General features: G+C 71.5%; 25 protein-coding genes and 1 pseudogene. 12 read left to right on the plus strand and 14 right to left on the minus strand.

The window, feature by feature from the left end; translation table 11 throughout:
- Window positions 1–116 precede the first annotated feature (116 nt).
- Window positions 117–350 (minus strand): hypothetical protein, encoded by a 234-nt coding sequence (locus CTZ28_RS46710; protein ID WP_147481264.1) that lies wholly within the window; start codon window positions 348–350, stop codon window positions 117–119.
- A 374-nt stretch (window positions 351–724) separates the two neighbouring features.
- Between CTZ28_RS46710 and CTZ28_RS39190 the strand changes: the two genes are divergently transcribed.
- Window positions 725–1,207: a hypothetical protein gene (locus CTZ28_RS39190; protein WP_183154810.1), complete on the plus strand. Its 483-nt coding sequence runs from the start codon at window positions 725–727 to the stop codon at window positions 1,205–1,207.
- Window positions 1,208–1,977: 770 nt separating this feature from the next.
- On the plus strand, window positions 1,978–3,858 hold the full coding sequence (locus CTZ28_RS39200) for an ABC transporter ATP-binding protein (RefSeq protein WP_121894537.1): 1,881 nt from the start codon (window positions 1,978–1,980) through the stop codon (window positions 3,856–3,858).
- A 307-nt stretch (window positions 3,859–4,165) separates the two neighbouring features.
- Here CTZ28_RS39200 and CTZ28_RS39205 read toward each other — a convergent pair whose 3' ends face one another.
- From CTZ28_RS39205 to CTZ28_RS39215, 3 genes are all read right to left on the minus strand, one after another.
- The gene (locus tag CTZ28_RS39205; RefSeq protein WP_259472014.1) at window positions 4,166–4,903 is read right to left on the minus strand and encodes an anti-sigma factor family protein; all 738 of its coding nucleotides are present in this window, start codon (window positions 4,901–4,903) and stop codon (window positions 4,166–4,168) included.
- 1 nt (window position 4,904) lies between these two features.
- Window positions 4,905–5,492, minus strand: a complete 588-nt coding sequence (locus CTZ28_RS39210) for an RNA polymerase sigma factor (protein ID WP_121894565.1) — start codon at window positions 5,490–5,492, stop codon at window positions 4,905–4,907.
- 87 nt (window positions 5,493–5,579) lie between these two features.
- Complete coding sequence (locus tag CTZ28_RS39215) at window positions 5,580–6,722, minus strand: PP2C family protein-serine/threonine phosphatase (protein WP_121894539.1); 1,143 nt, start codon at window positions 6,720–6,722, stop codon at window positions 5,580–5,582.
- A gap of 474 nt (window positions 6,723–7,196) precedes the next feature.
- Here CTZ28_RS39215 and CTZ28_RS39220 point away from each other — a divergent pair, with 474 nt between their 5' ends.
- From CTZ28_RS39220 to CTZ28_RS39245, 6 genes are all read left to right on the plus strand, one after another.
- Window positions 7,197–7,799 carry a GOLPH3/VPS74 family protein gene (locus tag CTZ28_RS39220; RefSeq protein ID WP_121894540.1) on the plus strand — a complete coding sequence of 201 codons (603 nt, stop codon included), beginning with the start codon at window positions 7,197–7,199 and terminating at the stop codon, window positions 7,797–7,799.
- Between the two features lie 72 nt (window positions 7,800–7,871).
- On the plus strand, window positions 7,872–8,573 hold the full coding sequence (locus tag CTZ28_RS39225) for an SDR family oxidoreductase (RefSeq protein WP_121894541.1): 702 nt from the start codon (window positions 7,872–7,874) through the stop codon (window positions 8,571–8,573).
- Between the two features lie 115 nt (window positions 8,574–8,688).
- Entirely contained in the window at window positions 8,689–10,158 is a 1,470-nt protein-coding gene (locus tag CTZ28_RS39230; RefSeq protein ID WP_121894542.1) for an AlkA N-terminal domain-containing protein, read from the plus strand.
- A 9-nt stretch (window positions 10,159–10,167) separates the two neighbouring features.
- Entirely contained in the window at window positions 10,168–10,650 is a 483-nt protein-coding gene (locus CTZ28_RS39235) for a methylated-DNA--[protein]-cysteine S-methyltransferase (RefSeq protein WP_121894543.1), read from the plus strand.
- A 94-nt stretch (window positions 10,651–10,744) separates the two neighbouring features.
- Window positions 10,745–11,449 carry a pentapeptide repeat-containing protein gene (locus CTZ28_RS39240; RefSeq protein WP_121894544.1) on the plus strand — a complete coding sequence of 235 codons (705 nt, stop codon included), beginning with the start codon at window positions 10,745–10,747 and terminating at the stop codon, window positions 11,447–11,449.
- A complete protein-coding gene (locus tag CTZ28_RS39245) occupies window positions 11,446–11,940 on the plus strand; it encodes a hypothetical protein (protein WP_121894545.1) in 495 nt (164 codons plus the stop codon). The genes CTZ28_RS39240 and CTZ28_RS39245 overlap by 4 nt, the downstream gene beginning before the upstream one ends.
- Before the next feature lie 24 nt (window positions 11,941–11,964).
- On the opposite strand, the gene CTZ28_RS39250 is transcribed toward CTZ28_RS39245, so the two are convergent.
- Window positions 11,965–12,702, minus strand: a complete 738-nt coding sequence (locus tag CTZ28_RS39250; RefSeq protein ID WP_121894546.1) for an SIR2 family NAD-dependent protein deacylase — start codon at window positions 12,700–12,702, stop codon at window positions 11,965–11,967.
- Window positions 12,703–12,833: 131 nt separating this feature from the next.
- On the opposite strand from CTZ28_RS39250, the gene CTZ28_RS39255 reads away from it, so the two are divergent.
- Genes CTZ28_RS39255 through CTZ28_RS39265 form a run of 3 tightly spaced genes read left to right on the plus strand, consistent with a single transcriptional unit; the run spans window position 12,834 to window position 15,648 of the window.
- Complete coding sequence (locus CTZ28_RS39255; protein ID WP_121894547.1) at window positions 12,834–13,043, plus strand: ferredoxin; 210 nt, start codon at window positions 12,834–12,836, stop codon at window positions 13,041–13,043.
- Complete coding sequence (locus CTZ28_RS39260) at window positions 13,033–14,400, plus strand: NAD(P)/FAD-dependent oxidoreductase (RefSeq protein ID WP_121894548.1); 1,368 nt, start codon at window positions 13,033–13,035, stop codon at window positions 14,398–14,400. Before CTZ28_RS39255 ends, CTZ28_RS39260 begins: the two co-directional genes overlap by 11 nt.
- 33 nt (window positions 14,401–14,433) lie before the next feature.
- The gene (locus CTZ28_RS39265) at window positions 14,434–15,648 is read left to right on the plus strand and encodes a cytochrome P450 (RefSeq protein WP_121894549.1); all 1,215 of its coding nucleotides are present in this window, start codon (window positions 14,434–14,436) and stop codon (window positions 15,646–15,648) included.
- Window positions 15,649–15,882: 234 nt separating this feature from the next.
- Here CTZ28_RS39265 and CTZ28_RS39270 read toward each other — a convergent pair whose 3' ends face one another.
- A complete protein-coding gene (locus CTZ28_RS39270) occupies window positions 15,883–16,377 on the minus strand; it encodes an NUDIX domain-containing protein (protein WP_121894550.1) in 495 nt (164 codons plus the stop codon).
- Window positions 16,374–17,447 carry an ADP-ribosylglycohydrolase family protein gene (locus CTZ28_RS39275; RefSeq protein WP_121894551.1) on the minus strand — a complete coding sequence of 358 codons (1,074 nt, stop codon included), beginning with the start codon at window positions 17,445–17,447 and terminating at the stop codon, window positions 16,374–16,376. Before CTZ28_RS39275 ends, CTZ28_RS39270 begins: the two co-directional genes overlap by 4 nt.
- Before the next feature lie 161 nt (window positions 17,448–17,608).
- On the opposite strand from CTZ28_RS39275, the gene CTZ28_RS39280 reads away from it, so the two are divergent.
- Window positions 17,609–18,745 carry a glycerate kinase gene (locus CTZ28_RS39280; protein ID WP_121894552.1) on the plus strand — a complete coding sequence of 379 codons (1,137 nt, stop codon included), beginning with the start codon at window positions 17,609–17,611 and terminating at the stop codon, window positions 18,743–18,745.
- A gap of 102 nt (window positions 18,746–18,847) precedes the next feature.
- Here the strand turns inward: CTZ28_RS39280 and pssA are convergent, their stop codons facing one another.
- From pssA to CTZ28_RS39315, 7 genes and pseudogenes are all read right to left on the minus strand, one after another.
- Window positions 18,848–19,666: a CDP-diacylglycerol--serine O-phosphatidyltransferase gene (gene pssA / locus CTZ28_RS39285; RefSeq protein ID WP_121894553.1), complete on the minus strand. Its 819-nt coding sequence runs from the start codon at window positions 19,664–19,666 to the stop codon at window positions 18,848–18,850.
- 22 nt (window positions 19,667–19,688) lie between these two features.
- Window positions 19,689–20,345 carry a phosphatidylserine decarboxylase gene (locus tag CTZ28_RS39290; protein ID WP_121894554.1) on the minus strand — a complete coding sequence of 219 codons (657 nt, stop codon included), beginning with the start codon at window positions 20,343–20,345 and terminating at the stop codon, window positions 19,689–19,691.
- A 171-nt stretch (window positions 20,346–20,516) separates the two neighbouring features.
- Window positions 20,517–21,731: an acyl-CoA dehydrogenase family protein gene (locus tag CTZ28_RS39295; RefSeq protein WP_121894555.1), complete on the minus strand. Its 1,215-nt coding sequence runs from the start codon at window positions 21,729–21,731 to the stop codon at window positions 20,517–20,519.
- Entirely contained in the window at window positions 21,731–22,255 is a 525-nt protein-coding gene (locus tag CTZ28_RS39300; RefSeq protein ID WP_121894556.1) for a MaoC family dehydratase, read from the minus strand. Before CTZ28_RS39300 ends, CTZ28_RS39295 begins: the two co-directional genes overlap by 1 nt.
- 5 nt (window positions 22,256–22,260) lie before the next feature.
- Window positions 22,261–23,220: an HpcH/HpaI aldolase/citrate lyase family protein gene (locus tag CTZ28_RS39305; protein ID WP_121894557.1), complete on the minus strand. Its 960-nt coding sequence runs from the start codon at window positions 23,218–23,220 to the stop codon at window positions 22,261–22,263.
- Window positions 23,217–25,262, minus strand: a complete 2,046-nt coding sequence (locus tag CTZ28_RS39310) for a protein meaA (RefSeq protein WP_121894558.1) — start codon at window positions 25,260–25,262, stop codon at window positions 23,217–23,219. Before CTZ28_RS39310 ends, CTZ28_RS39305 begins: the two co-directional genes overlap by 4 nt.
- 9 nt (window positions 25,263–25,271) lie before the next feature.
- Window positions 25,272–25,495: pseudogene (locus CTZ28_RS39315) on the minus strand (crotonyl-CoA carboxylase/reductase); the annotation flags it as partial.

Below are 25,495 nucleotides of genomic sequence, written 5' to 3' on the forward strand. Positions count from 1 at the left end.
ACTGCCTGTCTCCAGGGGGAGTTCGCGCAGGTCACGGGGACCGGGGAGTCCCCTTGCCCCAACCGTGCCGCTGTGTGCGGCTGGTGGACGGAAACTCCCCGGCGCCGGCTGGGTCGCTACCTCTTGTGGCAGCCCCACTTGCCGTGGACCTTGGTGTAGTGCTCACCCTTGGGACACTTCTTGTGCTTCGGGGTCTTCGTGGGGTGTGGTGTGGGCGCGTTGGGATTGTCCGCCACGGGGGCGGTCGCCGGTGCTGCGAGGGCGGTACCCGTAGAGGCCACGGCCGCTCCGCTGGCGAGCATGCCCGCGGCGACACTGGCGGCCAGAGCGCGTATGATCCTATTTCGCATGATCGGCAGCCTTTCTTTGTCGGCTTCACTGCCTCTCCGTTCGATTCTTGGCACCGCTCCCCGCGGACCGCATCTCGATCACAAAAGGCGCTCGGGTACGCGGTGCGATATCCGCGCCATTTCCCGGCGTCAGGCCTGGAATGGCAGCCGCGACAGGCCCGTTCCGTCTCGCTGCGGACACCGTGAGCGACCTGAAACAGAGTGCGAGGACGCTGTTCGGCAAGGGCCGAACGGCCCCCGATCCACCCCCCGAGACCCTGGCCCGCGCTGCTCCTGCCCGAGAGGATTGACCGCCTTCGTCGGCACCGGTCCGGGGAAGCCGCAACGAACACGGTGACGGGCAGTCGGCTCGGCGCGGAGAGAGGAAGCCTCAAGTGATCGCTGTCGTGGGACACTCAGACCTCACCGAGCCCACGTTGACGATGCTGGAGGAGGCGCTGGGCCGGCGGCTGGCGGGCTTCGCGCGGGCGGGCCGGGCCGGACTGGTCCGCGCGGGGCAGGGGCTGCCGGTCGCTTTCGGCCGTGCCGCGCGGAAGGCGGGACTGGCGCTGGTGACCGTCCTGCCCTCCAGGAACGGGGTTCCCGCGGTGCTGGCGGAGCACGACCGCAGAGCCGCCGGGGAGTTGCTGCTGCTGTCGCATCAGGTGCGGCTGCTGGAGTACGACCCCGTCGACCGCGGGGCGTGCGTGGGCGCGGACGAGAGCCTGCTGCGCACCTGCTGCCGACTGCTGGCGGTATGGGACGGTTCGCCGTCCAACGGCCGTGATGCCACGGCCCACTTGGTGGCCTATGCGCGCAGCAGCGGCCTCGACGTGGAGGTGTTCTGGCCCGCCGGGGCGACCCGCGAATGCCTCTGACGCCGCTGGACGGTGGGGAGTTCGGCGATCGGCCTGCGGGGAAGCGGACCGGACCGAGCCGGTCGGCCGACTGCGTGGCGGCGTACGAGGCCGACCGGTGAGGCCGTCAGGGCCGCAGTTCGGGATCGCCGAGCACCGTGTCGTGGAGGTCGGCCGTTCCGACAGCACCGGTTCGCCTTCTTGCGGGGACGTCAGGGAGGCGTGAACCCCTCGCCGGGAAGCCCTCACGCACCGTCGCGTCGATGATGCGAACTCTTCGTGACCCGCCGATTACCCGGCCGGTGGCCGTGACGTGCCGGCTGCCGGACGTAGACGGCTGACGGATCGTCAATGCCCGCCCATGGCATGCCGGTTGCGACCCGGTCGGTGCCGAGCCGCACCCGGTCTCCTCACGGTGTGCTCCCACCGCCGGACCGGGGAGGGCGGAGCCGGCACCGGGAGTTCCCGGCGGACGCAATCCAACTCCCTCCGTGATGCGTACCTCCTACGAGAAGCGATTGGAGGGACGCAATGACAGTCTTCGGTCATCTCTTCCCCAGCAGGAACGGGGACCACGGAGGTCACGGCGACCACGGCGGCCACGGCGACCATGGTGACCACGGCGATCACCGTGGCCACGGCGACCACGGCCACGGCCGGCGGGACAGGGACCACGGCCACGGCCGCGACCACGACCACCGTTCTGGCTACTGAGAGTGAGGGAAGGCTGAGTGGGCCGGTGACCGGGGGAGCCGGCCCGCTTCGCCGTCCGGTCGCGACGGAGCGGTGCCATGGTGCGTGTCCTCCGGCATGTTCTGCGGGAGATGCTGTCGGCGGGCGGGGCGGCGAGCGAGGAGCAGGACCCCGCCGCCGTGGTCGCGCCCGCGCCGCGGCTGTCCCCGCGTGAGGTGTTCCGGCGTTTCTGGCCCTACACCCGGGGCCGCAGGCGCTGGCTGGCCCCCCTGCTGCTGTTCAGCCTCATCGGACCGGTCGTCGACGGCGCCGAACTGTGGCTCTTCAAAACCGTGATCGACGACGCGCTCGTCCCGCACGATCCGCGGCCCTTCCTCTGGATCGCGCCCACCTATCTGGGGCTCATCGTCGTCTCCGGCATCCTCGGTTTCGCCGACGACGTGACGTCCACCTGGGTCAGCGAACGTTTCCTGCTGTCGCTGCGCCGCGATGTGTTCCGGCATGTCCAGGGGCTGTCGCTCGGGTTCTTCGAGCGGCGGCGGCTCGGCGACGTACTGTCCCGCGTCACGGGTGACGTGGACGCCGTGGAGACGCTCCTGCTCTCGGGGGTGGCGGACGGCCTCTACCACCTGGTCCGGCTGGGCGTCTTCCTCGGCCTGCTCTGCTACCTCCGCTGGGACCTGACCCTCCTCGCGCTGGTCGTCGTGCCGCTGTTCTGGCGCGTGGCCCGGCACTTCTCCCGGCTGATCGGGGAGGCGTCCCGGGAGCGCAGGCGGCGCAGCGGCTCGCTCAGCGCGGTCGCCGAGGAGACGCTGGGCAATGTGGCCCTGGTCCAAGCGTACAACCGGCAGGGCTGGGAGGAGCGCCGCTTCGAGCGCGAGAACCTCGGCAGGTTCCACGCGGCGATGGCCTCGGCGCGGATCGGGGCCGTCTACTCGCCGCTCGTCGAGCTCATCGAGGTGTCGGGCATCCTCGCCGTGCTCGGTCTGGGTACCTGGAAGCTGGCCCAGGGCCAGCTCACGCTGGGCGGGCTGCTGCTCTTCCTGGCGCTGATCGGCAAGCTCTACGGCCCGGTCAGCAGCCTGTCCGGCCTCGCCACCACCTTCTACACGGCCTCCGCCGCCGCGGAACGGATCCTCGAACTCCTGGACCAGCGGCCCCAGGTCACCGACGCCGCCGGCGCCCGGCGGACCGGCCGGGCGCGGGGCGACGTCGACTTCGACGGTGTCTGCTTCCGCTACCCCGGCACCGCGCGCCCGGCGCTGTCCGACGTGTCCTTCCATGCCGCGCCGGGTGAGATCCTGGCCCTGGTCGGGGCCAGCGGGGCCGGCAAGTCCACGGCGGCCAAGCTGCTGCTGCGCTTCTACGACCCCGACCGCGGCGCGATCCGCCTGGACGGGACCGACCTCAGAGAGCTGCGGCTGACCGACGTACGCGAGAACGTCGCGGTGGTCCTGCAAGAGACCCTCGTGCTGCACGGCACGGTGCGCGAGAACATCGCCTACGGACGGCCGGGGGCGACGGACGCGGAGATCGTCGCGGCGGCCCGGGCGGCGGACGCGCACGAGTTCGTCCAGGCGCTGCCCGAGGGCTATGACACGCTGGTCGGCCAGCGCGGCCGGATGCTGTCCGGCGGTCAGCGGCAGCGCCTGGCGATCGCGCGCGCGATGATCCGGGACGCGCCCGTACTGCTCCTGGACGAGCCGACCAGCGGCCTCGACGTCGAGTCCGGGCTGCGGATCATGGACCCGTTGCGGCGCCTCATGGCCGGCCGGACGACCGTCGTCATCTCGCACAACCTGCTCACCGTCCGCGACGCCACCCGGATCGTGGTCCTCGATCACGGCCGGGTCGTCGAGTCCGGCACCCATGACGACCTGCTGGCACGCCGTGGCGCGTACGCCAGGCTGCACCGGCTTCACGCCGTACGGGGGCCTGGCCGGCCGGGCCTTGTGCCGCGCGGGGCGACTCCGTCGTGACTTCGACGGGCGGCTCTCGCCGTGGGGCGGTGTGTCGGCGGGTGGGTGCGGCGGCGTCGTGGCTGAGCGCGCAGTTCCCCGCGTTGGCGCTGTGCGACTTGGCGGGGTGGCCATTCGCCGTGGGGCGGTGCGTTGGGGGTGGGTGCGGCGGCTTCGTGGTTGAGCGCGCAGTTTCCCCGCGTTGGCGCTGTGCGACTTGGCGGGGTGGCCATTCGCCGTGGGGCGGTGTGTTGGGGGTGGGTGCGGCGGCTTCGTGGTTGAGCGCGCAGTTCCCCGCGCCCCTTTGGGGTGAAGCCATGCCGGGTTGTCAGGATCGGTCGCCCGTCGCTACGTGTGCTGTGGCGAGTACCGTGCCGTCGGTCGAGGTCAGCTGGGCGCCGGCGAGGGTCGCGGGGTCGACCATGGCCGGGCTGCCCCAGTATCCGCTTCCGTCGTGCCGCAGGGCGAAGGTGCCCACGCGTACGGTGCTCCCGTCCTTGTGCACCAGCAGACAGGTCACCTTGCCCGCGTGCGGAGCGCCCGCGTCGGCCAGGTCGACGGCCATGTAGATCCAGCCTGGCCTGCCCGGGTAGGCGTAGATCTCGCCGACCGCCTTGCCGGGGTTCGTGGCCGAGGACAGGTCTCCCGACAGCATGCCTCCGTTGGTCCCGGCCGTGGAGGAGGGGCCGGCCACGACGTCCTCGATCGCCGTGCCGACCGCCCAGCCGCCGAATCCGACGGCCAGGACGAGCGTGGCCGCGGCGGCGGCGAGCCGCACCCGGATCCGCCTGCGGCGGCCCGGGAACGCGGCGGCGACGGGGGTGGGCGGGCGCCTCTCCCGCGCCGCCTCGGTCAGCCTGCGCGCCACCCGCTCCTCGAACCCCACCGGCGGCTCGCTGCCCGGGAGCAGCCCGATCAGCCGGTCGCTCACCGAGGTCAGCTCCTCGATGTACTTCCGGCAATCGGCACACCTGTCCAGATGGGCGACCGCCTCCGCCCGTTCCCGGCCGGGCAGTACGCCCAACGCCAGCTCGGCGCCGATCTCCCGCAGCTTCTGGCAGGTCACTTCACTGACCATCGTCGCCTCGCTTCGAGGATGCGAGTGAGGTCCGCAGCTTGCCCATCGCCGTCCTGATGCGCGTCTTGGCGGTGCCCAGCGGGATCCTTTCCCAGTCGGCGATCTGCTGGGCCGTCATTCCGTAGATGCCCGCCATCACCAGCGCGCGCCCCTGTTCCCGCGGCAGTTCCGCCACCGCGGCCCGCAGCCGGGTCGACGCCTCGTCCGCCAGCGCGTACTGCTCCGGAGTCCGGCTGACGGCACCGAGGACCGAGTCCAGGTCCTCGGGCGCCACCGGCTCCGGCCGCCGCGCCCGGATGGCGTCGATGGCCAGGTTGCGGGCGATGGTGGTCAGCCAGGTCGACACGGAGCCACGGCGCGCGTCGTAGACCTGGGCATGACGCCATGCACGCTCGAACGTCTGCTGGGCGACGTCCTCGGCGAGCTGCGGGTCCCCGGTGACGGCGACGGCGACACCGAAGACCGTGTGCTGGAACCTGCGTACGAAGGTGACGGCCAGTTCCGGGTCACCTGTGGCCAGCCCGGACAGCAGGGCTTCGTCCGGGAGGCGTCCCGCAGAGAACCCGAATCTCTGCATGTCCATACGTACGGTGCGGGCTCGGCGAGAGATTGCGCGGCCACCGCGGCCACCGTGGAAGATCACATTCCTCGTCTCCCTCCGTGACTACGCCGGCCGGGTGCGGTGCAGCGCGACCATGGTCACGTCATCGCTCAGGCCCCGGCCCACGTACCGCCGCAGGTCGCTGTGGATGGCGCTGAGCAGCGCCTCGGGCGCCAGCCGCGCCCAGCCGGGCAGCCGGTTCGCGAGGGGGTAGAAGTCGCCGGCCCGGTTGCGGGCCTCGATGACGCCGTCGGTGTACAGCAGCAGGGTGGCGCCGGGCGGGAAGTCCACCGTCTCCACATGCGGAAACGCGCCGTCGAGATCGCCCAGGCCGAGCGGCGGCGCACAGGACCGGGGAGCGAGCACGGTGACCTGTCCGTGGTCGATGAGGAGGGGCGGCGGGTGGCCGAAGTTGATCATGAACGTGAGTCCGTCGCCCTTCTCCGGCACCTCCAGCACCACGGCGGTGACGAACTCCTCCAGGGCGAGGGAGGCGCTCGAGGTGTCCGGCTGCGCCGCCGTGGCGTCCCGCAGATCCTCCCTGAAGTCCTCTTCGAGGTCGGTGACCATGGCGTGCAGCGGTCCGCGCCGGCGGACTGAGCGGCGGAACGCGCTCAGCACGTAGCTCGCGGTCTCCACCGCCGCGAGGCCCTTGCCGTGCGCGTCGCCGATCAGGATCCGGACGCGTCCGCCGACATCCGCGACCGCGTACAGGTCTCCGCCGACGGCGGCGTCCTCGTTGGCCGCCAGATAGACCGAGGCGAGGGACAGGTCGCCGATGCTGGGCGGCAGGGGTTTCAGCAGCACCCGCTGGGTCACCTCGGCGACCGCACGGGTGCGGGCCAGTTCGTCCTCGCGGCGTTCCCGGATCCAGCTGGCCCCCACGGCGCCCGCGCAGATCAGCATCAGCGCGGTGAGCTGGACCCAGAAGTTCGCGGTGCCCAGGTTCAGGTTGCCGGCCGCCGCCAGCACCACGCAGGGAATGGTGATCGCGATGACGGCGACCACGCCGAGCGGTGGGCAGAACACCGCGGCCAGCGCGGGCGCCCCCACCATCAGGGGGCCCAGCCTGATCGACGGGATCAACAACTGGTCCACCACCAGCAGCGCGAGGGGCATCGACGTCAGCCCGGCGGTGATGAGTCGCGGGTGCTCCCACATCGAGTGCAACGCCACCACCTCCCGGCCGGGTCGGCCGTGAACCATCGCGACACCGCTCCCATAGTCCCGCCCCACCCGGCCCCAGGCACACCGACAGACAACCTGGCACGGCCGGTACCTCAGAGGAGCGCGGGGAACTGCGCGATCAGCTACGACGCTGCCGCGGTCGGCTGCCGGTCTGGCGCCGACGGCGGTTTGCCGGTTCCGGCATGCGGTACGTGTGAAGGGGGTGGTGCTTGAGAGGGGCGCGGGGAACTGCGCGACCGGCTACGACGCTGCCGCGGTCGGCTGCCGGTCTGGCGCCGACGGCGGTTTGCCGGTTCCGGCATGCGGTACGTGTGAAGGGGGCGGTGCTTGAGAGGGGCGCGGGGAACTGCGCGATCAGCCACGATGTTGCCGCGGACGGCTGCTGGCCTGTCGCCCCACGGCGGGTTGCCGAACCGGTGCCCCACAGCGCCGCGGGGACCACGACGGTGCCATGGACAGCCGCAGGCATGGCACCCCCCACCAGGAGCCGACATGACCACACCGCGAGACTTTCTGATCGTCGCGCTGGACACCGCCGCCGACCACTCCGCCGGGCAGGGCGACCTCTCGCTGGCCCTCGCGGGAGCCGAACTGATCGACCTCCTGCGGGCCGAGGCCGTCGGCCTGGACGGCGACCGCATCGTGCCGGGCCTCCCGCTGGGCATGGGCGACCCCCTGCTGGACGAGGCCGTATCGGCGCTCGTCCGGGAGCGCCCGTACGAGTCCGTCGAGGACTGGCTGTGGCGCCGGGGCCGCGGCCTGGCCGCCGCCTATCTCGACGCCCTGAGGGCGGCGGGCGAGGGCGACCGGCGACGCGGCCGTCGGCTCTCCCTGCGCACCGGCCGGACCCGGCTCGGCGACCCGGCGGAACGCGGCCGCGCCGCCGAGCGCTGGACCTCGGGCGAACCGGTCCTGGCCGCGCTGGGTGCCGCCGTGGGGCTGCGGGAGGAGCCGGCCGGGGGACCCGCGGGGCTCCCCGACACCGTCGTGACCGTCCTGGCCGCCGTGAACGGCGCGGTGGTGGAGCTGGAGGCGGTGCGGCAGCGGCGCAGCATCGAGGACGCGGCCTTCGACAACATCTGGCGCGCCCCCTGACGTTTGAAGAAGGAAACCGATCGGTTTACGATGCTGGAAACCGATCGGTTTCTCACCTCTTCAAGGACAGCCATGACCGCGATCAAGAACTCCGTCGTCCTCGTCACCGGCGGCAGCCGGGGCATCGGCAAGGCGCTGGTGGAGGAGGCGTACGCGCGCGGCGCCGGCAAGGTGTACGCCACCGCCCGCGACCCGCGCTCCGTCGCCCACCCCGACGCCGTACCGCTGGCACTGGAGGTCACCGACCCCGACTCGGTGGCGGCGGCGGCCGAACGGGCCGGGGACGTCACCGTGCTGATCAACAACGCCGGGATCTCCACGCGGACGCGCTTCCTCACCTCGCCGCTCGACGACATCCGCGCGGAGTTCGACGTGAACTACTACGGCCCGCTGCTGCTGACCCGCGCCTTCGTCCCGGTGATCGAGCGCAACGGCGGCGGTCACGTCCTGAACGTCCACTCCGTCCTGTCCTGGCTCGCCGACGGCAGTTCCTACAGCTCCACCAAGGCCGCGCTCTGGTCGCAGACCAACAGCCTGCGGCTGGAGCTGCGCCCGCGCGGCATCGCGGTGACCGGCCTGCACATGGCGTACGTCGACACGGAGATGACGGCGGGCCTCGACGCGCCCAAGTCGACCGCCCGCGACATCGCCGTGGCGGCCCTGGACGGCGTCGAGGCGGGCGCGTACGAGGTGCTGGGCGACGACGTCACGCGCCAGGTCAAGTCGGCGCTGTCGGGCGATCTGGCGTCGCTGTACCCGCAGCTCGCCGGCTGATCGCGCCGCCCCGCCGCACGGCGATCCGGGGCGCACCAGGACAGGGCACGTCGACGTCGGATTCTCGCCAGCTCCACGGCGGCCGGTGGCCGATGCTGGAGCCATGCAGAAAGGGATGCACCTCGACCAGGAGCGCTGCGTACGGGCCGTGCGGTCCAAGGACGCGCGGTTCGACGGCTGGTTCTTCACGGCCGTCCTGACCACCCGGATCTACTGCCGGCCCAGCTGCCCCGTCGTCCCGCCCAAGGCGGAGAACATGACGTTCTACCCGAGCGCCGCCGCCTGCCAGCAGGCCGGATTCCGGGCCTGCAAGCGCTGCCGGCCCGACACCAGCCCCGGCTCCCCCGAGTGGAACCGACGCGCCGACCTGGTGGCCCGCGCCATGCGCCTGATCACCGACGGCGTGGTGGACCGCGAGGGCGTGCCCGGGCTCGCCACCCGCCTCGGCTACAGCACCCGGCAGGTCGAACGCCAGCTCTTCGCCGAACTGGGCGCGGGCCCCCTCGCGCTCGCCCGGGCCCAGCGCGCCCAGACCGCCCGGCTGCTGATCGAGACGACCCCGCTGCCCATGGCGGAGATCGCCTTCGCGGCCGGCTTCTCCTCGATCCGCACCTTCAACGACACCGTCCGCGAGGTGTTCGCCCTCTCCCCGAGCGAGCTGCGCGCCCGCGTCCCCCGCACGCAGACCGCCGGCACCCCGGGGGTGCTGTCCCTGCGCCTGCCGTTCCGCGCCCCGCTCAACCCCGACAACCTCTTCGGCCATCTCGCGGCGACCGCGGTACCGGGCGTGGAGGAGTGGCGGGACGGCGCCTACCGGCGGACGCTCAGACTGCCGTACGGGCACGGCATCGTGGCGCTCACCCCGAAGCCCGACCATGTCGCCTGCCGCCTCACCCTCAGCGACCTGCGCGATCTGACCGTCGCCGGCAGCCGCTGCCGTCGCCTGCTCGACCTGGACGCCGATCCGGTCGCGGTCGACGACCAGCTGCGCACCGACCCGCTTCTCGCACCGCTGATCGACAAGGCGCCGGGCCGCCGCGTGCCGCGCACCGTGGACGCGGCCGAGTTTGCGATCCGTGCGGTCCTCGGCCAGCAGGTCTCCACGGCCGCCGCCCGCACCCACGCCGCCCGTCTGGTCACCGCGCACGGCGAGCCCGTCGACGACCCCGAGGGCGGCCTCACCCACCTCTTCCCGGCGCCCGAGGCGCTCGCCGCGCTCGACCCGGAGTCGCTGGCGATGCCCCGCACCCGGCGCACCACCTTCACCACGCTGGTGCGTCAACTCGCCGACGGCACGCTCCAGCTGGGCGTCGAGAGCGACTGGTCCCGGGCCCGGGACCGGCTGCTCGCCCTGCCCGGCTTCGGCCCCTGGACGGTCGACGTCATCGCCATGCGGGCCCTGGGCGACCCCGACGCCTTCCTCGCCACCGACCTCGGGATCCGGCGCGCCGCCCAGGAGTTGGGCCTGCCCGCCACCCCGGCCGCGCTCACCGCGCGCGCCGCGGCCTGGCGGCCCTGGCGGGCGTACGCGGTCCAGTATCTGTGGGCGACGGACAGCCACCCCATCAACTTCCTGCCGGTGTAAGGACATCCCGTGAAACAGCACACCGTGATCGACAGCCCGTACGGCCCGCTCACCCTCGTCGCCGACGACGGCACCCTGTGCGGGCTCTATATGACCGAGCAGCGCCACCGCCCGCCCGAGGAGACCTTCGGTGCCCACGACGACACGTTCTTCGCCGCGGCCGAGGAACAGCTGGCCGCCTATTTCGCCGGCGAGTTGAAGGAGTTCACGCTCGAACTCCGGCTGCACGGAACCCCGTTCCAGCGCAGCGTCTGGGAACAGCTGACGAAGATCCCGTACGGCGAGACCCGCACCTACGGCGACCTCGCCGACGCCCTCGGCAACCCCAACGCCTCCCGCGCGGTCGGTCTAGCCAACGGCCGTAATCCGGTGGGCATCATCGTCCCCTGCCATCGCGTCGTCGGCTCCGACGGCAGCCTCACCGGATACGGCGGCGGCCTGGAACGGAAGCAACGCCTCCTGGACTTCGAACGCGGGTCGGCGCTGTTCTGACACCGCCCGCCGCCGGTCCGTGCGCGGCCGACAGCCCACCACGCACCTTGTAGGGTCACGCGGAGGAGATCGCGGCCTTGACGCTGGGGGTGGTATGTCGGCCAGTGACGTGCAGGTCTGGACCGGAATCCTCGGAACGTTCGTCACGGTGGGCGTCAGCGTCCTCGGGGTGCTGAACTTCCAGCGGAAGCGGGACAGGTCGGCCTCGGTCGGCGCGGCGTTCAAGGACGTGGTGGAATCCCTGGCGTCGGACAACACGACACAGCAGATGGCCGCGGCGATCCTGATGCGCCGGTTCTTCGACAACAACTCCGAACAGGGTGCGGGCCGTACCCCCTACGCCAACGAGGCGGTCGCGGTGATCGCCGGACTGCTCCGCAAGTCCGAGACGGGCCAGATCCAGAAGGTCCTCGCCGACGGACTGCGCTACGCCCCGTCCCTCTCCAGCGCCGACCTGCAGGGGTGCAACCTGGCCCGCTCCTATCTCGGCAGCCGGGAAGGCGACAAGAAGGTTGTCGATCTCACCAACGCCGACCTGTTCGAGGCCGATCTCACCGGCGCCTCCCTGCGCGGCGTCACCGCGGCGGGCGCGGTCTTCTACCGTGCCACACTCGTGAACGCCGTCCTCGTCGACGCCGTCCTGGTCGGCGCGGACTTCCGCGAAGCCCGGCTGGCGGGCGTCAACTTCACCGGGGCCCGGCTCGACGGCGCACAGTTCTCCGCGGCCGTGGACGTTCCCCCGGACATAGCGAGCCGGCTGGACGCGCAGGGAAGAGTGGCGAGCGAAGACACCGCATGACGCACAGCGACACCGGCCCCGTCCGCGTCTTCCTCGGGGCGCCGTCCATTCTCACCCCGGGCCAGCAGACCACACTGGAACGCTGGGTCGGCTGGCTCGAACGGCAGCCGTTCCAGGTCGTCCGGCTGGGCCGGGACGGGCACGGCGACGACCCCTGGCACACCCTGTCCCGACTGCTCACGCAGGTCGACGGCATCGTGCTCCTCGGCTTCCGGCAACTGCACGCACCCGACGCGGTGTGGCGCCCGGACACCGGCGAGGAGAGCCGATCGGCGCGTTGGTGGACCTCCCCGTGGCTGCAACTGGAGGCCGGGATGGCGGTGGCCCTGTCCCTGCCGGTCCTCGTGGCGCCCGAGGACGACGTCGCCGAAGGGGTGTTCCAGCCGGAGACCTGGAACGGGCAGGTGCGCGGAACCCGGCTGAGCACCCCGGGCACCGGGACCGGCGACTGGTGCGACGCCGTCCGCGCGCACCGCGAACACCGGGCGTGACGGCGGCAGGACAGCACGTGTGTGTCAGGCGGGGGTGTCCTCGCGGACCCGGGTCAGCAGCGCCGGCAGGGACGTGCCGATCGGCTCGCGGATGACCTCCTGCGCGCGGTCGTCGTACGGCGTCGGCTCGGCATTGACGATGATCAGCCGGGCGCCGTTGTCGGCGGCCACGCCGGCCAGACCCGCGGCCGGCTGGACCTGCAAGCTGCTGCCGACCGCGATGAACAGCGTGCAGGCCTTGGCGATCGCCAGCGCCTCGCCCAGCACCAGCGGATCCAGCCGCTCCCCGAACATCACGGTCGCCGACTTCAGGATCCCGCCGCATTCCAGGCACGGCGGATCCTCCTCACCGGCCTCGACCCGGGCGAGGGCGTCCTCCATCGGCCCGCGCGCATGACACTTCGTACAGACGACACTGCGCGCCGTACCGTGCAGTTCGAGCACCTTGCGGGCGGGCAGACCGGCGAGCTGGTGCAGACCGTCCACGTTCTGCGTGATCACCCGCACCGGAATCCCGGAGCGCTCCAGCTCGGCCACGGCACGGTGCGCGGCGTTCGGCTCCGCCCGCAGCGCGCGGTTGCCGCGCCGCAGCTGCCAGGACCGCCGCCGGATCTCCGGGTCGCGCATGTAGTACTCGTACGTCACGAGCTTCTCGGCCTCGGGATCGCGCCGCCACAGTCCGTTCGGCCCGCGGTAGTCGGGGATCCCGGAATCCGTGGAGACACCTGCGCCGCTGAGGACGGCCACGAGGGGCTTGGTCATGGGGCGAGCGTAGGACGCGGGTCTTCGTGGAGCGAACGGATATCCGGGGCCGCCTCGTCCCGGCGCGCGCACGGTCCCCGCCGGGACTACAAAGGAAGGAGGGGCCGGCGTGCCGGAGGGAGTGACCAGCGATGCAGATCGTGGTGGACCTCACCCGTTGCCAGGGCTATGCCCAGTGCGTGTTCCTCGCCCCGGAGGTGTTCACGCTGCACGACCAGGAGGCGTTGCTGTACCAACCGGCCGTTCCCGAAGTGCAACGCGAACGCGCCCGTCAGGCGGCGGCGGCCTGTCCCGTCCAGGCCATCCTGCTGGGCGAGGAGGTGAGCCCCGGTGCCCGGTGACCTCCTGCAGAGCAGGATCGTCGTCGTCGGCGCCTCGCTGGCCGGGCTGCGGGCCGCCGAGAGACTGCGTGACGAGGGCTTCACCGGCTCCCTGACCATCGTCGGGGACGAACCGCATCCGCCCTACGACCGTCCGCCGCTGTCCAAACAGGTCCTGTTCGGCAAGGTTCCGGCGCACTCAACCGGGCTGCCGATGCGCCGCGATCCGCACGCCGAGTGGCGGCTCGGCGTGCCCGCCACCGGACTGGACACGGGCCGCAAACAGGTGCTGCTGGCCGACGGGGAGTCGCTGCCGTACGACCGGGTGCTGATCGCCACCGGAACCCGGGCCCGGCCGTGGCCGCATCCGCAGGAGGCGGCCCTTGACGGGGTGTTCACCCTGCGCACCAGCGACGACGCGGAACTGCTGGCCGAACGGCTGAACGCCGGACCGCGCCGGGTCCTGGTGATCGGCGGCGGCTTCACCGGCTCCGAGATCGCCTCGGCCTGCCGGGAGCGGGGCATCGAGGTCACCCTCACCGAACGCGGGCCCGCACCGCTCGTCGGCGCGCTCGGCGGGACGCTGGCGAAGCTGGCCGCCGCCATGCAGCGCAACCACGGCGTGGACCTGCGCTGCGGGGTCACGGTCAGCGCGCTGCGCGGCGACGGCCGCTTCACCGGCGCGGACCTCTCCGACGGCAGCCGGATCGACGCGGACGTGTGCGTCGTCGCCATGGGCGCGGTCCGCAACGTCGAGTGGCTGGCCGAGTCCGGGCTGGCCGCCGGGGTCCGCGGAGTCGCCTGCGACGCCGGGTGCCGCGCCTTCAACATGTACGGGATCGTCACCGACGACGTCTTCGTGGCCGGCGACGTCTCCCGCTTCCCGCATCCGCTGTTCGACTACCAGCTGCTCTCGCTGGAGCACTGGCGCAACGCGGTGGAGCAGGCCGAGGTCGCCGCCCACAACATGGTCAGCCCGGAACCCCGGCGGCGCCCGCACCTCGCGGTCCCCACTTTCTGGTCGAGCCAGTTCGGACTCAACATCAAGTCCGTGGGCGTGCCGACCTTCTCCGACCATGTGGTCATCGCCCAGGGGTCGTTGGAGGCGCGCCGGCTGGCGATGGTCTACGGCTTCCGGGGCCGGGTGACCGCCGCGGTCACCGTCGACATGGCCAAGTCGCTGGAGTACTACCAGAACCTGATCGAGACCGCCGCCCCGTTCCCGCCCGTGTCCGGCGCCTCGGACCGCCCGCCGGCTGCCGAGGTCCCGGTCCCCTCCGACGTACCGGATCCGAGCGGTCTCTACCACGGCCCCACCGTCGCCCTCACCGGCCATCTGCCGGACCGCCGGCTGGTCATGATGCGGCCCACCGGGTGACCTGTCGCCCCCGCCCGTCCACGAGGAGTCGCCATGACCGCCGAGACCCTGCTGGAGCGGATCACCGACTACACCAACCGCCCCGACCCCTGGCCGCTCTACGCCGAGCTGCGGGAGGCCGGTCCCGTGGTGCGACAGGCGGACGGCAGCCATCTGGTCGGCACCTACCACGAGATCCTCGCCCTGCTCCACGACCCGCGGATCAGCGCGGACCCGCGCAGCCGCACCACCCCGTCGCCCGAGCCGGCGGGCGAGCTGCCGAAGCCGCCGTTCCTGCGGCTCGACGACCCCGAGCACCACAGGCTGCGCACCCTCGCCATGCGGCCGTTCGGCCCGCCGCACAGCCCCGCCCGGGTCGACTCCCTGCGCGGTGAGATCAACCGGATCACCGCGGAACTGATCGAATCGCTCCGAGGCCGCGAACGGGTCGACATCGTCGACGACTTCGCCTACCCGCTGCCCGTCACAGTCATCTGCCGGCTGCTCGGCGTCCCGCGGAAGGACGAGCCGATGTTCCGGGAGTGGACCGATGTGATCGTCGCCGCCGCCGACATCGGACCCGGCGAGGACACGCACCAGCAGGACAAGGCGGCCATGCAGGCCCGGCAGGAGATGGGCCACTACCTGCTCGACCTCGCCGACCAGCGGCGCGGCCGGCCGACCGGCGACCTGCTGTCCGCCTTCGTCAACGAACCGGACCCCACCCAGCGGCTGACCCCCGACGAACTGGCGTCGACCGCCGTGCTGTTGCTCATCGCCGGACACGAGACCACCGTCAACCTGATCACCAACGGGGTCCTCACCCTGCTGCGCCGGCCCGACCAACTGGACGTGCTGCGCCGCGAACCGGGGCTGCTGCCGCGTGCGGTGGAGGAACTCCTGCGCTACGAGCCTCCGGTCCACATGCGGGAGCGGTATCCGCTCGCCGACGTGGACATCGCGGGCAGCACGCTGCCCAAGGGTGCCCCGGTGGTGCTCGCGATGGCATCGGGCAACCGGGACCCCGCGCGCTTCCCCGACCCGGACCGGTTCGACCCCACCCGTTCGGACAACGAGCACCTCGGCTTCGGCAGCGGCGTCCATCTCTGCTTCGGCGGACCGCTCGCCCGCATCGAGGCCCAGATCGCTCTGGGCGCGCTCATCTCCCGTCTCGGCACCGCGACCCTGCTGCAGGACCCGCCCCCTTACCGGGCCAACGCCATGCTTCGCGGTCCCCGCCATCTTCCTCTGGAGTTCGCCCCGGACTGACAACATGGCTGTGCTGAACGTGGCAGCCCGCCGTGGGGTGCCGTGCCGGTGGGCGGCTGCGGGTGCGTCGTGGCTGATCGCGCAGTTCCCCGCGCCCCTCTGAGGCGCCGTCCCTTCACACGTGCCGTATGCCTGGCTGGTCGCGCAGTTCCCCGCGCCCCTTTGCCGTGCCGTTTGCTGGCCACGGCAGCCCGTCACGCTCCGACGGGCATCGGCTCGGCACGCTGGGTGGTGTCAGGTTGCTTGGTGGCCGTTTTCTAGTTCTGCTGTGGTCTTGTCGTTCGCGAGGACGTCCAGTGCGGCCAGGACGCGGCGGCCCAGGGCTCCGGGCAGGTGGTCGGCCAGTTCCTCGCGGGGGACCAGTCGCCAGGACAGCAACTCCTCCTCCTGGAGCCGGATCGAACCGAGGTCGTCCGCGGACAGGACGCCGCCGTCGTAGAGGTAGGCGACCAGCGGCGGCCGTCCCGTGCCGTGTACCCAGTCCACGGCGAGCAGCCGGCCGAGCGCGACGTCCAGGCCGATCTCCTCGGCCGTCTCCCGGCGCGCACCCTGGCGCGGCGTCTCGCCGTCGTCGGACTCGACCGTGCCGCCCGGAAGCGCCCAGCCCGGACGGTAGTTGGGCTCGACGAGCAGCACCCGTCCCTCGGCGTCCCGGAACAGGGCGGCGGCCCCGGCGAGCACCCGGGGAAGGCCTGCGATGTACGTGGCGAAGTCTTGAGTGGTGGTCATTCCCGAAGCGTAACCAGCCGGAGGGTGCGTTCGGCGAGGTCGGTGATGCTCGCCCCGTCGAAGCCGAACACCGCGCTGCGGACCGTGTCCTCCAGCGGGTCCTTCCAGCGGTCCGGGACGGCCGCCGCACCGGTCAGGACGCCCGCCACCGAACCGGCGGTCGCGCCGTTGGAGTCGGTGTCCAGGCCGCCGCGGACGGTGAGCGCGACGGTGCGGGTGAAGTCGCCGTCGCCGTACAGGAGTCCGGCGGTGAGCACGGCGACGTTCGGGACCGTGTGGATCCAGCCGAGCCCCGCGGTCTCCTGCGACACCGTGGCCAGGGTGTCCTCCCAGGTCATGCGGGTCTCGTGGAGCGAGACGACCCGGCGCACCGTGCGGGCCAGCCGGCTGCCCGCCGGGATCACGGTGAGCGCGCTGTCGACGGCGTGCCGCACGGTGGGCGCCGTGAAGGCCGCCGAGATCAGCGCGGCCGCCCACATCGCGCCGTACACCCCGTTCCCGGTGTGCGACAGCACGGCGTCCCGGCGGGCCAGCGAGGCGGCCCGGCGCGGGGCGCCCGGGTTGGTCCAGCCGTGGATGTCGGCGCGGATGAGCGCGCCGATCCACTCCTGGTACGGGTTGTCGTACGTCGCCGTCAGCGGCGGCTTCATCCCGTCCGTGAGATTGCGGTAGGCCGCCCGTTCCGCGGTGAACGTCTGCAGATACGGCAGCGTGAGCAGCCACATCTCGCCGACCTGTGCGGTGCTGAAGCCGAAGCCGTGGGTCTCCAGCAGGTGCAGCCCGAGGATCGCGTAGTCGACGTCGTCGTCGCGGCAGCTGCCGTGGATGCGACCGCGCACGCAGTTCGGCCACTCCGGGCGCAGCGCGACGCGGTCGTGCTCGTCGGCGGGCTCGGGGAGGTAGTCGGTGAGCGGCAGCGCGTCCGCGCGCCGCAGATAGCGGTCGATGCGGTCACGCGTCCACAGATCGCCCCGCTCGACCGGCTTGCCGAGCATGTTGCCGGCGATCCGGCCGAGCCAGCCGCCGAGGACGCGGTCGGCGAGTGGCAGTGCGGTGCCCACAGGGGTCATGGCATCGGTCTACCCGATTCCGGCGGTCCGCACATGGCGTTCGCGCCGCGGTCCTGGGCATGACGGCCGGGCCGCCCTGCGGCTAAGGTCACAGCGGCGCGACTGGCCCTGACGTGCGCGGGCCCGGAGAGCAAGGGGTGGGGAAGGTGGCGGACGCTGCAGTGGACGGGACCCGACGGGTGCTCGTCGCCGCGGACAAGTTCAAGGGCTCGCTGACGGCCGTGCAGGTCGCCGAGCGGGTGACGGCCGGACTGCGCCGGGTCGTGCCGGAGCTGGAGGTGGCGGCGCTGCCCGTGGCCGACGGCGGCGACGGGACGGTGGCCGCGGCGGTCGCGGCCGGCTTCGAGCGGCGGATGGCGCGGGTCGCCGGGCCGCTCGGCCGGGAGGTGACGGCGGCGTTCGCGCTGCGCGATGACACCGCGGTCGTGGAGATGGCGGAGGCCAGCGGCCTGCAGCGGCTGCCGGCCGGAGTCTTCGCGCCGCTGACGGCGTCCACGTACGGCTCCGGGGAGCTGCTGCGGGCCGCGCTGGACGCGGGCGCCCGGACCATCGTGTTCGGCGTGGGCGGCAGTGCGACGACCGACGGCGGGGCCGGGATGCTGTCCGCGCTGGGCGCGCGGTTCCTGGACGGGGACGGCGAACCGGTGGCGCCGGGCGGCGGCGGGCTGGCCGAGCTGGCGCGGGCCGATCTGTCCGGTCTCGACCCGCGGCTCGCCGAGGTCGAACTGGTGCTGGCGAGCGATGTGGACAATCCGCTGACCGGCCCGAAGGGCGCGTCCGCGGTGTACGGGCGGCAGAAGGGGGCGTCGCCGGACGACGTGGTGACGCTGGACGCCGCGCTGGCGCACTACGCGAAGGTGCTGGAGGCCGCGGCCGGGCCGCGGGCGGCCGGGTTCGCGGCGGCGCCCGGGGCGGGTGCCGCGGGTGGCATCGGGTACGGGGCGCTGCTCCTGGGGGCGCGGTTCCGGCCCGGTATCGAGGTCATGCTGGACGTGCTGGGCTTTGCCGCCGCGCTGGAGCGGGCCACGCTGGTGATCACCGGGGAGGGCTCCCTGGACGCGCAGACCCTGCACGGCAAGGCCCCGGCGGGGGTCGCCGCGGCGGCCCGCGCGGCGGGCAAGGAGGTCGTCGCGGTGTGCGGCAGGCTGGCGCTGTCGCCGCAGGCGCTGGACGCGGCGGGGATCCGGCGGGCGTACCCGCTGACGGCGGTCGAGCCGGACGTGGCCCGGTGCATCGCGGACGCGGGACCGATCCTGGAGCGGGTCGCCACCCGGATCGCGCACGACTTCCTGGCCTGAACCGCCGGAACGGCCTGAACGGCCGGGCAGCGGCGGCGGACCAAGACCGAGGCCCCGAACCGTCCTCCTGGGTTCGGGGCCTCGGACTTGGTCCGGCTACGGCTACGGCAGCTGGGCCGCGCGTGCCTCGCGGCGGTTGTCCCGGAAGTTGTTCACCCGGCGGGCCGTGGCGAACAGCGGGATGACCGCGCCCATGACGAGCTGGAGCGCGCAGCCGGTCTGGAGCAGCAGCTGGCCGCTGGGGGCGTCGAACGCCCAGGCGGCCAGCAGGCCCATCGACAGCACGATCCAGGACAGCATCGCCACGGCGAGCCGGCCGCGCGGCTTCGGGTACTCGACCCGGCTCACCATCAGCCAGGCGGTGCCGAGGATGGCGAGGAGCGTCGCCACGAAGGGCAGCTCAAGCAGCACGATGGAGACGACGGTCAGCGCGCCGAAGGGACTCGGCATGCCCTGGAACATCCCGTTCGTCGGCGTCACGCAGGAGAAGCGGGCCAGCCGCAGCACCACGGCGAGCAGGACGACGATCGCGCCGAGCGCCGCCATCCGCTGGTGCGCGTCGTCCGCGACCATGCCGTACACGAGGACGAAGTACGCGGGCGCCAGGCCGAAGCTGATCAGGTCGGAGAGGTTGTCCAGCTCCGCGCCCATCGGGGAGCTGCGGAGCTTGCGCGCCACCAGGCCGTCGAACAGGTCGAAGACGGCGGCGCAGAGCATCAGGATGACCGCCGTGGCCGCGCTGTGGCGGGCCATGCCGGATTCCTGGCTGCCGGTGAGGTGCGGGATCAGGATGCCGGTGGTGGTGAAGTACACCGCCATGAAGCCGCAGGTGGCATTGCCGAGCGTGAGGGTGTCCGCTATCGAGAGGCGGAGGGAGAGAGGCATCTCCTCCTCTTCGTCGGCCTCGTCGGTCTCAGGCACCCAGCCCGTCTGTGTCTCCGGATCAATCACGGTCAATGCGAGTCACCCCAGCCACGGTCTTCTGACCGACCTCGACCGCGACCTCCACGCCCTCGGGCAGATAGAGATCGACACGCGAGCCGAAGCGGATCAGACCGATCCGGTCGCCCTGCTCGACCTTTGTGCCCTGCGGGACATAGGGGACGATGCGGCGGGCCACCGCGCCGGCGATCTGGATCATCTCGATGTCGCCGAGTTCGGTGTCGAAATGCCAGACTACGCGCTCGTTGTTCTCGCTCTCCTTGTTGAAGGCGGGAACGAAGCCTCCGGGGACGTGCTCGACCGACGTGACCGTGCCGGAGAGCGGTGCGCGGTTCACGTGGACGTTGAGCGGGCTCATGAAGATCGCGACGCGGGTGCGCCCGTCCTTCCACGGCATGATGCTCTGCACCACACCGTCGGCGGGCGAGATGACCCGGCCCGTGGCGATCTCGCGTTCGGGGTCGCGGAAGAACCAGAGCATGCCCGCCGCGAGAGCGGTGGCGGGCACGGCCACGGCCTTGGCGGCGCCGGAGCGGCGGGCGCGGGCCAGGCTGAGGGCTGCGGTGGCGACGGTCGGGAGGAGCCACGGCGATGCTCCGCGCGCGAGGCGTACGCCGACCAGGCTGTCTCGTGGTGCAGAGGTTTGGCTGTGGGGCATGGATGACCTTCGTAGCGGATGATGCCGCGCTTCGATCGGGGGGACGGCGGCTTTCCGGGATCGTACCGGGCGCGGGCCACAACTGGGCAAGCCAGGAAGCCGAGTCGGCGGCCGAAGACCGCGTACGGGGTGTGATCTTCTTCTCGAAGAAAACGCCCCGTACCCGGACAATCAGCCCTGGAATCGATACTCTTCGAGCAGCCTGCGCCCGATGATCATTTTCTGGATTTCGGCGGTGCCCTCACCGATCAGCAGCATCGGGGCCTCCCGGTAGAGCCGCTCGATCTCGTACTCCTTGGAGAAGCCGTAGCCGCCGTGGATGCGGAAGGAGTCCTCCACGACCTCCTTGCAGTACTCGGCCGCGAGGTACTTCGCCATCCCCGCCTCCAGGTCGTTTCGTTCGCCCGAGTCCTTTTTGCGGGCCGCGTTCACCATCATGGCATGCGCGGCCTCGACCTTCGTGGCCATCTCCGCCAGCTTGAACTGGATGGCCTGGTGGTGTGCGATCGGCTTGCCGAAGGTGTGCCGCTGCTGGGCGTAGGCGATCCCGAGTTCGAAGGCGCGCCGGGCGACGCCACAGCCCCGCGCCGCCACGTTCACGCGGCCGACCTCCACCCCGTCCATCATTTGGTAAAAACCTCGGCCGGTGACACCGCCGAGCACCCGATCGGCCGGAACCCGCAGCCCGTCCATGATCAGCTCGGTGGTGTCGACGCCCTTGTAGCCCATCTTCTCGATCTTGCCGGGGATCGTCAGACCGGGGCGGACCTCGCCGAACCCGGGCTCCTTCGCCACCAGGAACGTCGTCATCGACCTGTGCGGGGCGGCGGCCGTCTCCGCGGGGGAGTGCCCTTCGTCACTGCGTACGAGAACGGCCACCAGGGACGACGTGCCGCCGTTCGTCAGCCACATCTTCTGGCCGGTCAGCACGTACTCGTCGCCGTCCCTGACCGCCTTGGACGTGATCGCCGAGACGTCCGAGCCGAGACCCGGCTCCGACATCGAGAAGGCGCCCCGGACGTCGCCGGTCGCCATCCTCGGCAGGAAGTGGTCCTTCTGCTCCTGCGTACCGTGCTGCTTGAGCATGTACGCCACGATGAAGTGCGTGTTGATGATGCCGGACACCGACATCCAGCCGCGGGCGATCTCCTCCACGCACAGGGCGTACGTCAGCAGCGACTCGCCCAGACCCCCGTACTCCTCGGGGATCATCAGACCGAACAGGCCCAGCTCCTTGAGGCCGTCCACGATCTGCTGCGGATACTCGTCGCGGTGCTCCAGCTCGGTCGCGACCGGGAGGATCTCCTTGTCCACGAAGTCGCGGACGGTGGAGACGATCTCCTGCTGGATGTCCGTCAGACCGGCGGTCTGGGCGAGGCGCGCCATCACTTCTCCGTCTTCTCCGAAGGTGCGTTCGGCTCGGGGCGGCCCGGCTGCTCTCCGCCGCGCTCCTTGATGTACGTCTCGGTCGGCACCATCACCTTGCGGCGGAAGACGCACACGAGGGTGCCGTCCTGCTTGTAGCCCTTGGTCTCGACGTGCACGATGCCCCGGTCGTTCTTCGACCGGGACGGCCACTTGTCGAGCACGGTTGTCTCGCCGTAGATCGTGTCGCCGTGGAAGGTCGGCGCCACGTGCCGGAGCGACTCGATCTCCAGGTTGGCGATCGCCTTGCCGGACACGTCGGGTACCGACATGCCGAGCAGCAGGGAGTAGATGTAGTTGCCCACGACGACGTTCTTCCCGAAGTCCGTCGTCCGCTCCGCATAGTTGGCGTCCAGGTGGAGCGGGTGATGGTTCATGGTGAGGAGGCAGAAGAGGTGGTCGTCGTACTCGGTGACCGTCTTGCCCGGCCAGTGCTTGTACACCGCGCCGACCTCGAACTCCTCGTAGATGCGTCCGAACTGCATCGTCGTCAGGCCTCCGGGATCTCGAAGGTGCTGGTGCGCCGCAGGCCGGCGGCCCGGCCCTTGCCGGCGACGACGAGCGCCATCTTGCGGCTCGCCTCGTCGATCATCTCGTCGCCGAGCATCGCGGAGCCCTTCCTGCCGCCCGCCTCGGACGTGTAGTGCTCGTACGCGTCCAGGATCAGCTCGGCGTGGTCGTAGTCCTCCTGGGAGGGCGAGAAGACCTCGTTGGCGGCGTCGACCTGGCCGGGGTGCAGCACCCACTTGCCGTCGAAGCCGAGGGCGGCGGCGCGGCCGGCCACCTCGCGGAAGCCGTCCACGTTGCGGATCTGCAGGTAGGGGCCGTCGATCGCCTGGAGGTCATGGGCCCGGGCCGCCATCAGGATCTTCATCAGGATGTAGTGGTAGGCGTCCGCCGGGTAGCCGGGCGGCTGCTCGCCCACGACCAGGGACTTCATATTGATCGACGCCATGAAGTCGGCGGGGCCGAAGACGATCGTCTCGATGCGCGGACTGGCCGCGGCGATCTCGTTGACGTGGTTGAGGCCCTGGGCGTTCTCGATCTGCGCCTCGATGCCGATCCGGCCGACCTCGAAGCCCATGGTCTTCTCGATCTGGGTGAGCAGCAGGTCCAGCGCCACGACCTGCTCGGCGTTCTGCACCTTCGGCAGCATGATGCAGTCCAGGTTCGGGCCGGCGCCCTCGACCACCGTCACGACGTCCCGGTACGTCCACTCGGTCGTCCAGTCGTTGACCCGCACGACCCGCGTCTTGCCCGTCCAGTCGCCCTCGTTGAGGAACTTGACGATGGTGTGCCGCGCCTCCGGTTTGGCGAGCGGCGCGCACGCGTCCTCCAGGTCAAGGAAGACCTGGTCGGCCGGGAGCCCCTGGGCCTTCTCCAGGAAGCGGGGGTTGCTTCCCGGTACGGCCAGGCAGGAGCGCCGCGGACGAAGACGGTTGACTGTCATGCGGGGACCTCCAGGGGGTCGAGCTTGTTGGCTTTGCGGATCTCGTCGACGATACGGCCGATGATCCCGGTGATGTCGAAGTCCTTCGGGGTGAAGACCGCGGCCACTCCAGCGGCTCTGAGCTGCTCGGCGTCGCCGTTCGGAATGATCCCGCCGGCGATCACCGGGATGTCGGCCGCGCCGGCCTCGCGCAGCCGCTCCAGCACGTCCGGCACCAGCCGGGCGTGCGAGCCGGAGAGGATGGACAGGCCGACCGCGTGCACGTCCTCGGCGAGGGCCGCGTCCACGATCTGCTCAGGGGTGAGCCGGATGCCCTGGTAGACCACCTCGAACCCGGCGTCCCTGGCGCGCACGGCGATCTGCTCGGCGCCGTTGGAGTGCCCGTCGAGGCCGGGCTTGCCGACGAGGAAGCGCAGCTTGCCGGTGCCCAGGTCGCGGGCGGTGGCGGCCACCTTGGCGCGGACGCCGGCCAGCGCCGAGCCCTCCTCGGCGGCCACCGCCACGGGCGCGGACGAGACCCCGGTCGGCGCCCGGAACTCGCCGAACACCTCGCGCAGGGCCCCGGCCCACTCGCCGGTCGTCACGCCCGCGCGGGCGCACTCCAGGGTGGCCTCCATGAGGTTGTCGGTGCCCTTGGCGGCCTCCTTCAGCCGCTCCAGCGCCTTGCACGGGCGCGGGTGGTTGAACGGCGGCTGGTAGCGGGTGTCGCGCCAGTGCCGCAGGGCGTCGACGACCCGGTCCTCGACCGCCGGGTCGACCGTCTGGATCGCGGAGTCCAGGTCGGCCGTGAGCGGGTTGGGCTCGGTCGTCTCGAAGATGTTGACGCCGACGATCTTCTCCTCGCCGGACTCGATACGGGCCCGGCGCTCGGCGTGGGACGCCACGAGCCGCGACTTCAGATAGCCGGACTCGACGGCGGCCAGCGCGCCGCCCATCTCCTGGATCCGGTCGATCTCCGCGCGGGACTCCTCGACGAGCCGCGCGACCTTCGCCTCGACGACGTGCGAGCCCTCGAAGATGTCGTCGTACTCCAGCAGATCGCTCTCGTGCGCGAGGACCTGCTGGATGCGCAGCGACCACTGCTGGTCCCAGGGCCGGGGCAGGCCGAGCGCCTCGTTCCAGGCGGGCAGCTGCACGGCACGCGCGCGTGCGTCCTTGGAGAGGGTCACCGCCAGCATTTCGAGCACGATCCGCTGGACGTTGTTCTCGGGCTGGGCCTCCGTCAGACCCAGGGAGTTGACCTGGACGCCGTACCGGAAGCGCCGCTGCTTCGGGTCCTCGATGCCGTACCGCTCACGGGTGATGCGGTCCCAGATCCGGCCGAACGCCCGCATCTTGCACATCTCCTCGACGAAGCGGACGCCCGCGTTCACGAAGAAGGAGATGCGGGCCACCACATCGCCCATGCGCTCCCGCGGCACCTGCCCGGAGTCGCGCACGGCGTCGAGGACGGCGATCGCCGTGGACATGGCGTACGCGATCTCCTGCACCGGCGTGGCCCCGGCCTCCTGGAGGTGGTAGCTGCAGATGTTGATCGGGTTCCACTTCGGGATGTGCGAGACCGTGTACGCGATCATGTCCGTCGTCAGCCGGAGCGAGGGCCCCGGCGGGAAGACGTGCGTCCCGCGGGACAGGTACTCCTTGACGATGTCGTTCTGGGTCGTGCCCTGGAGCTCGGTGATGTCCGCGCCCTGCTCCTCGGCGACGACCTGGTAGAGCGCCAGCAGCCACATGGCGGTGGCGTTGATCGTCATCGAGGTGTTCATCCGCTCCAGGGGGATGTCCTGGAAAAGGCGGCGCATGTCACCGAGGTGGGCCACCGGGACGCCGACCCGGCCGACCTCGCCGCGGGCGAGGATGTGGTCGGGGTCGTAGCCGGTCTGCGTCGGCAGGTCGAACGCGACGGACAGGCCGGTCTGGCCCTTGGCGAGGTTGCGCCGGTACAGCTCGTTGGACGCCTCGGCCGTGGAGTGACCGGCGTAGGTCCGCATGAGCCATGGCCGGTCCCGTTCCCTCGGTGTCTGCGGCTGACGCTCGTTCATGTGCGCCTCTCACACGTTCCGGAAGCGGTTGATGGCGTCGATGTGCTGGGCGCGTAGTTCCTCGTCGTGTATGCCGAGGCCTTCTTCGGGGGCCAGGCAGAGGACACCGACCTTGCCCTGGTGGGTGTTGCGGTGCACGTCGTGGGCGGCCTGCCCGGTGTCGTGGAGGGCGTAGACCCTGGAGAGCGTCGGGTGGATCTTTCCCTTGGCGACGAGCCGGTTGGCCTCCCAGG

Source organism: Streptomyces shenzhenensis, assembly GCF_003688995.1.
Lineage (GTDB): Bacteria > Actinomycetota > Actinomycetes > Streptomycetales > Streptomycetaceae > Streptomyces > Streptomyces shenzhenensis_A.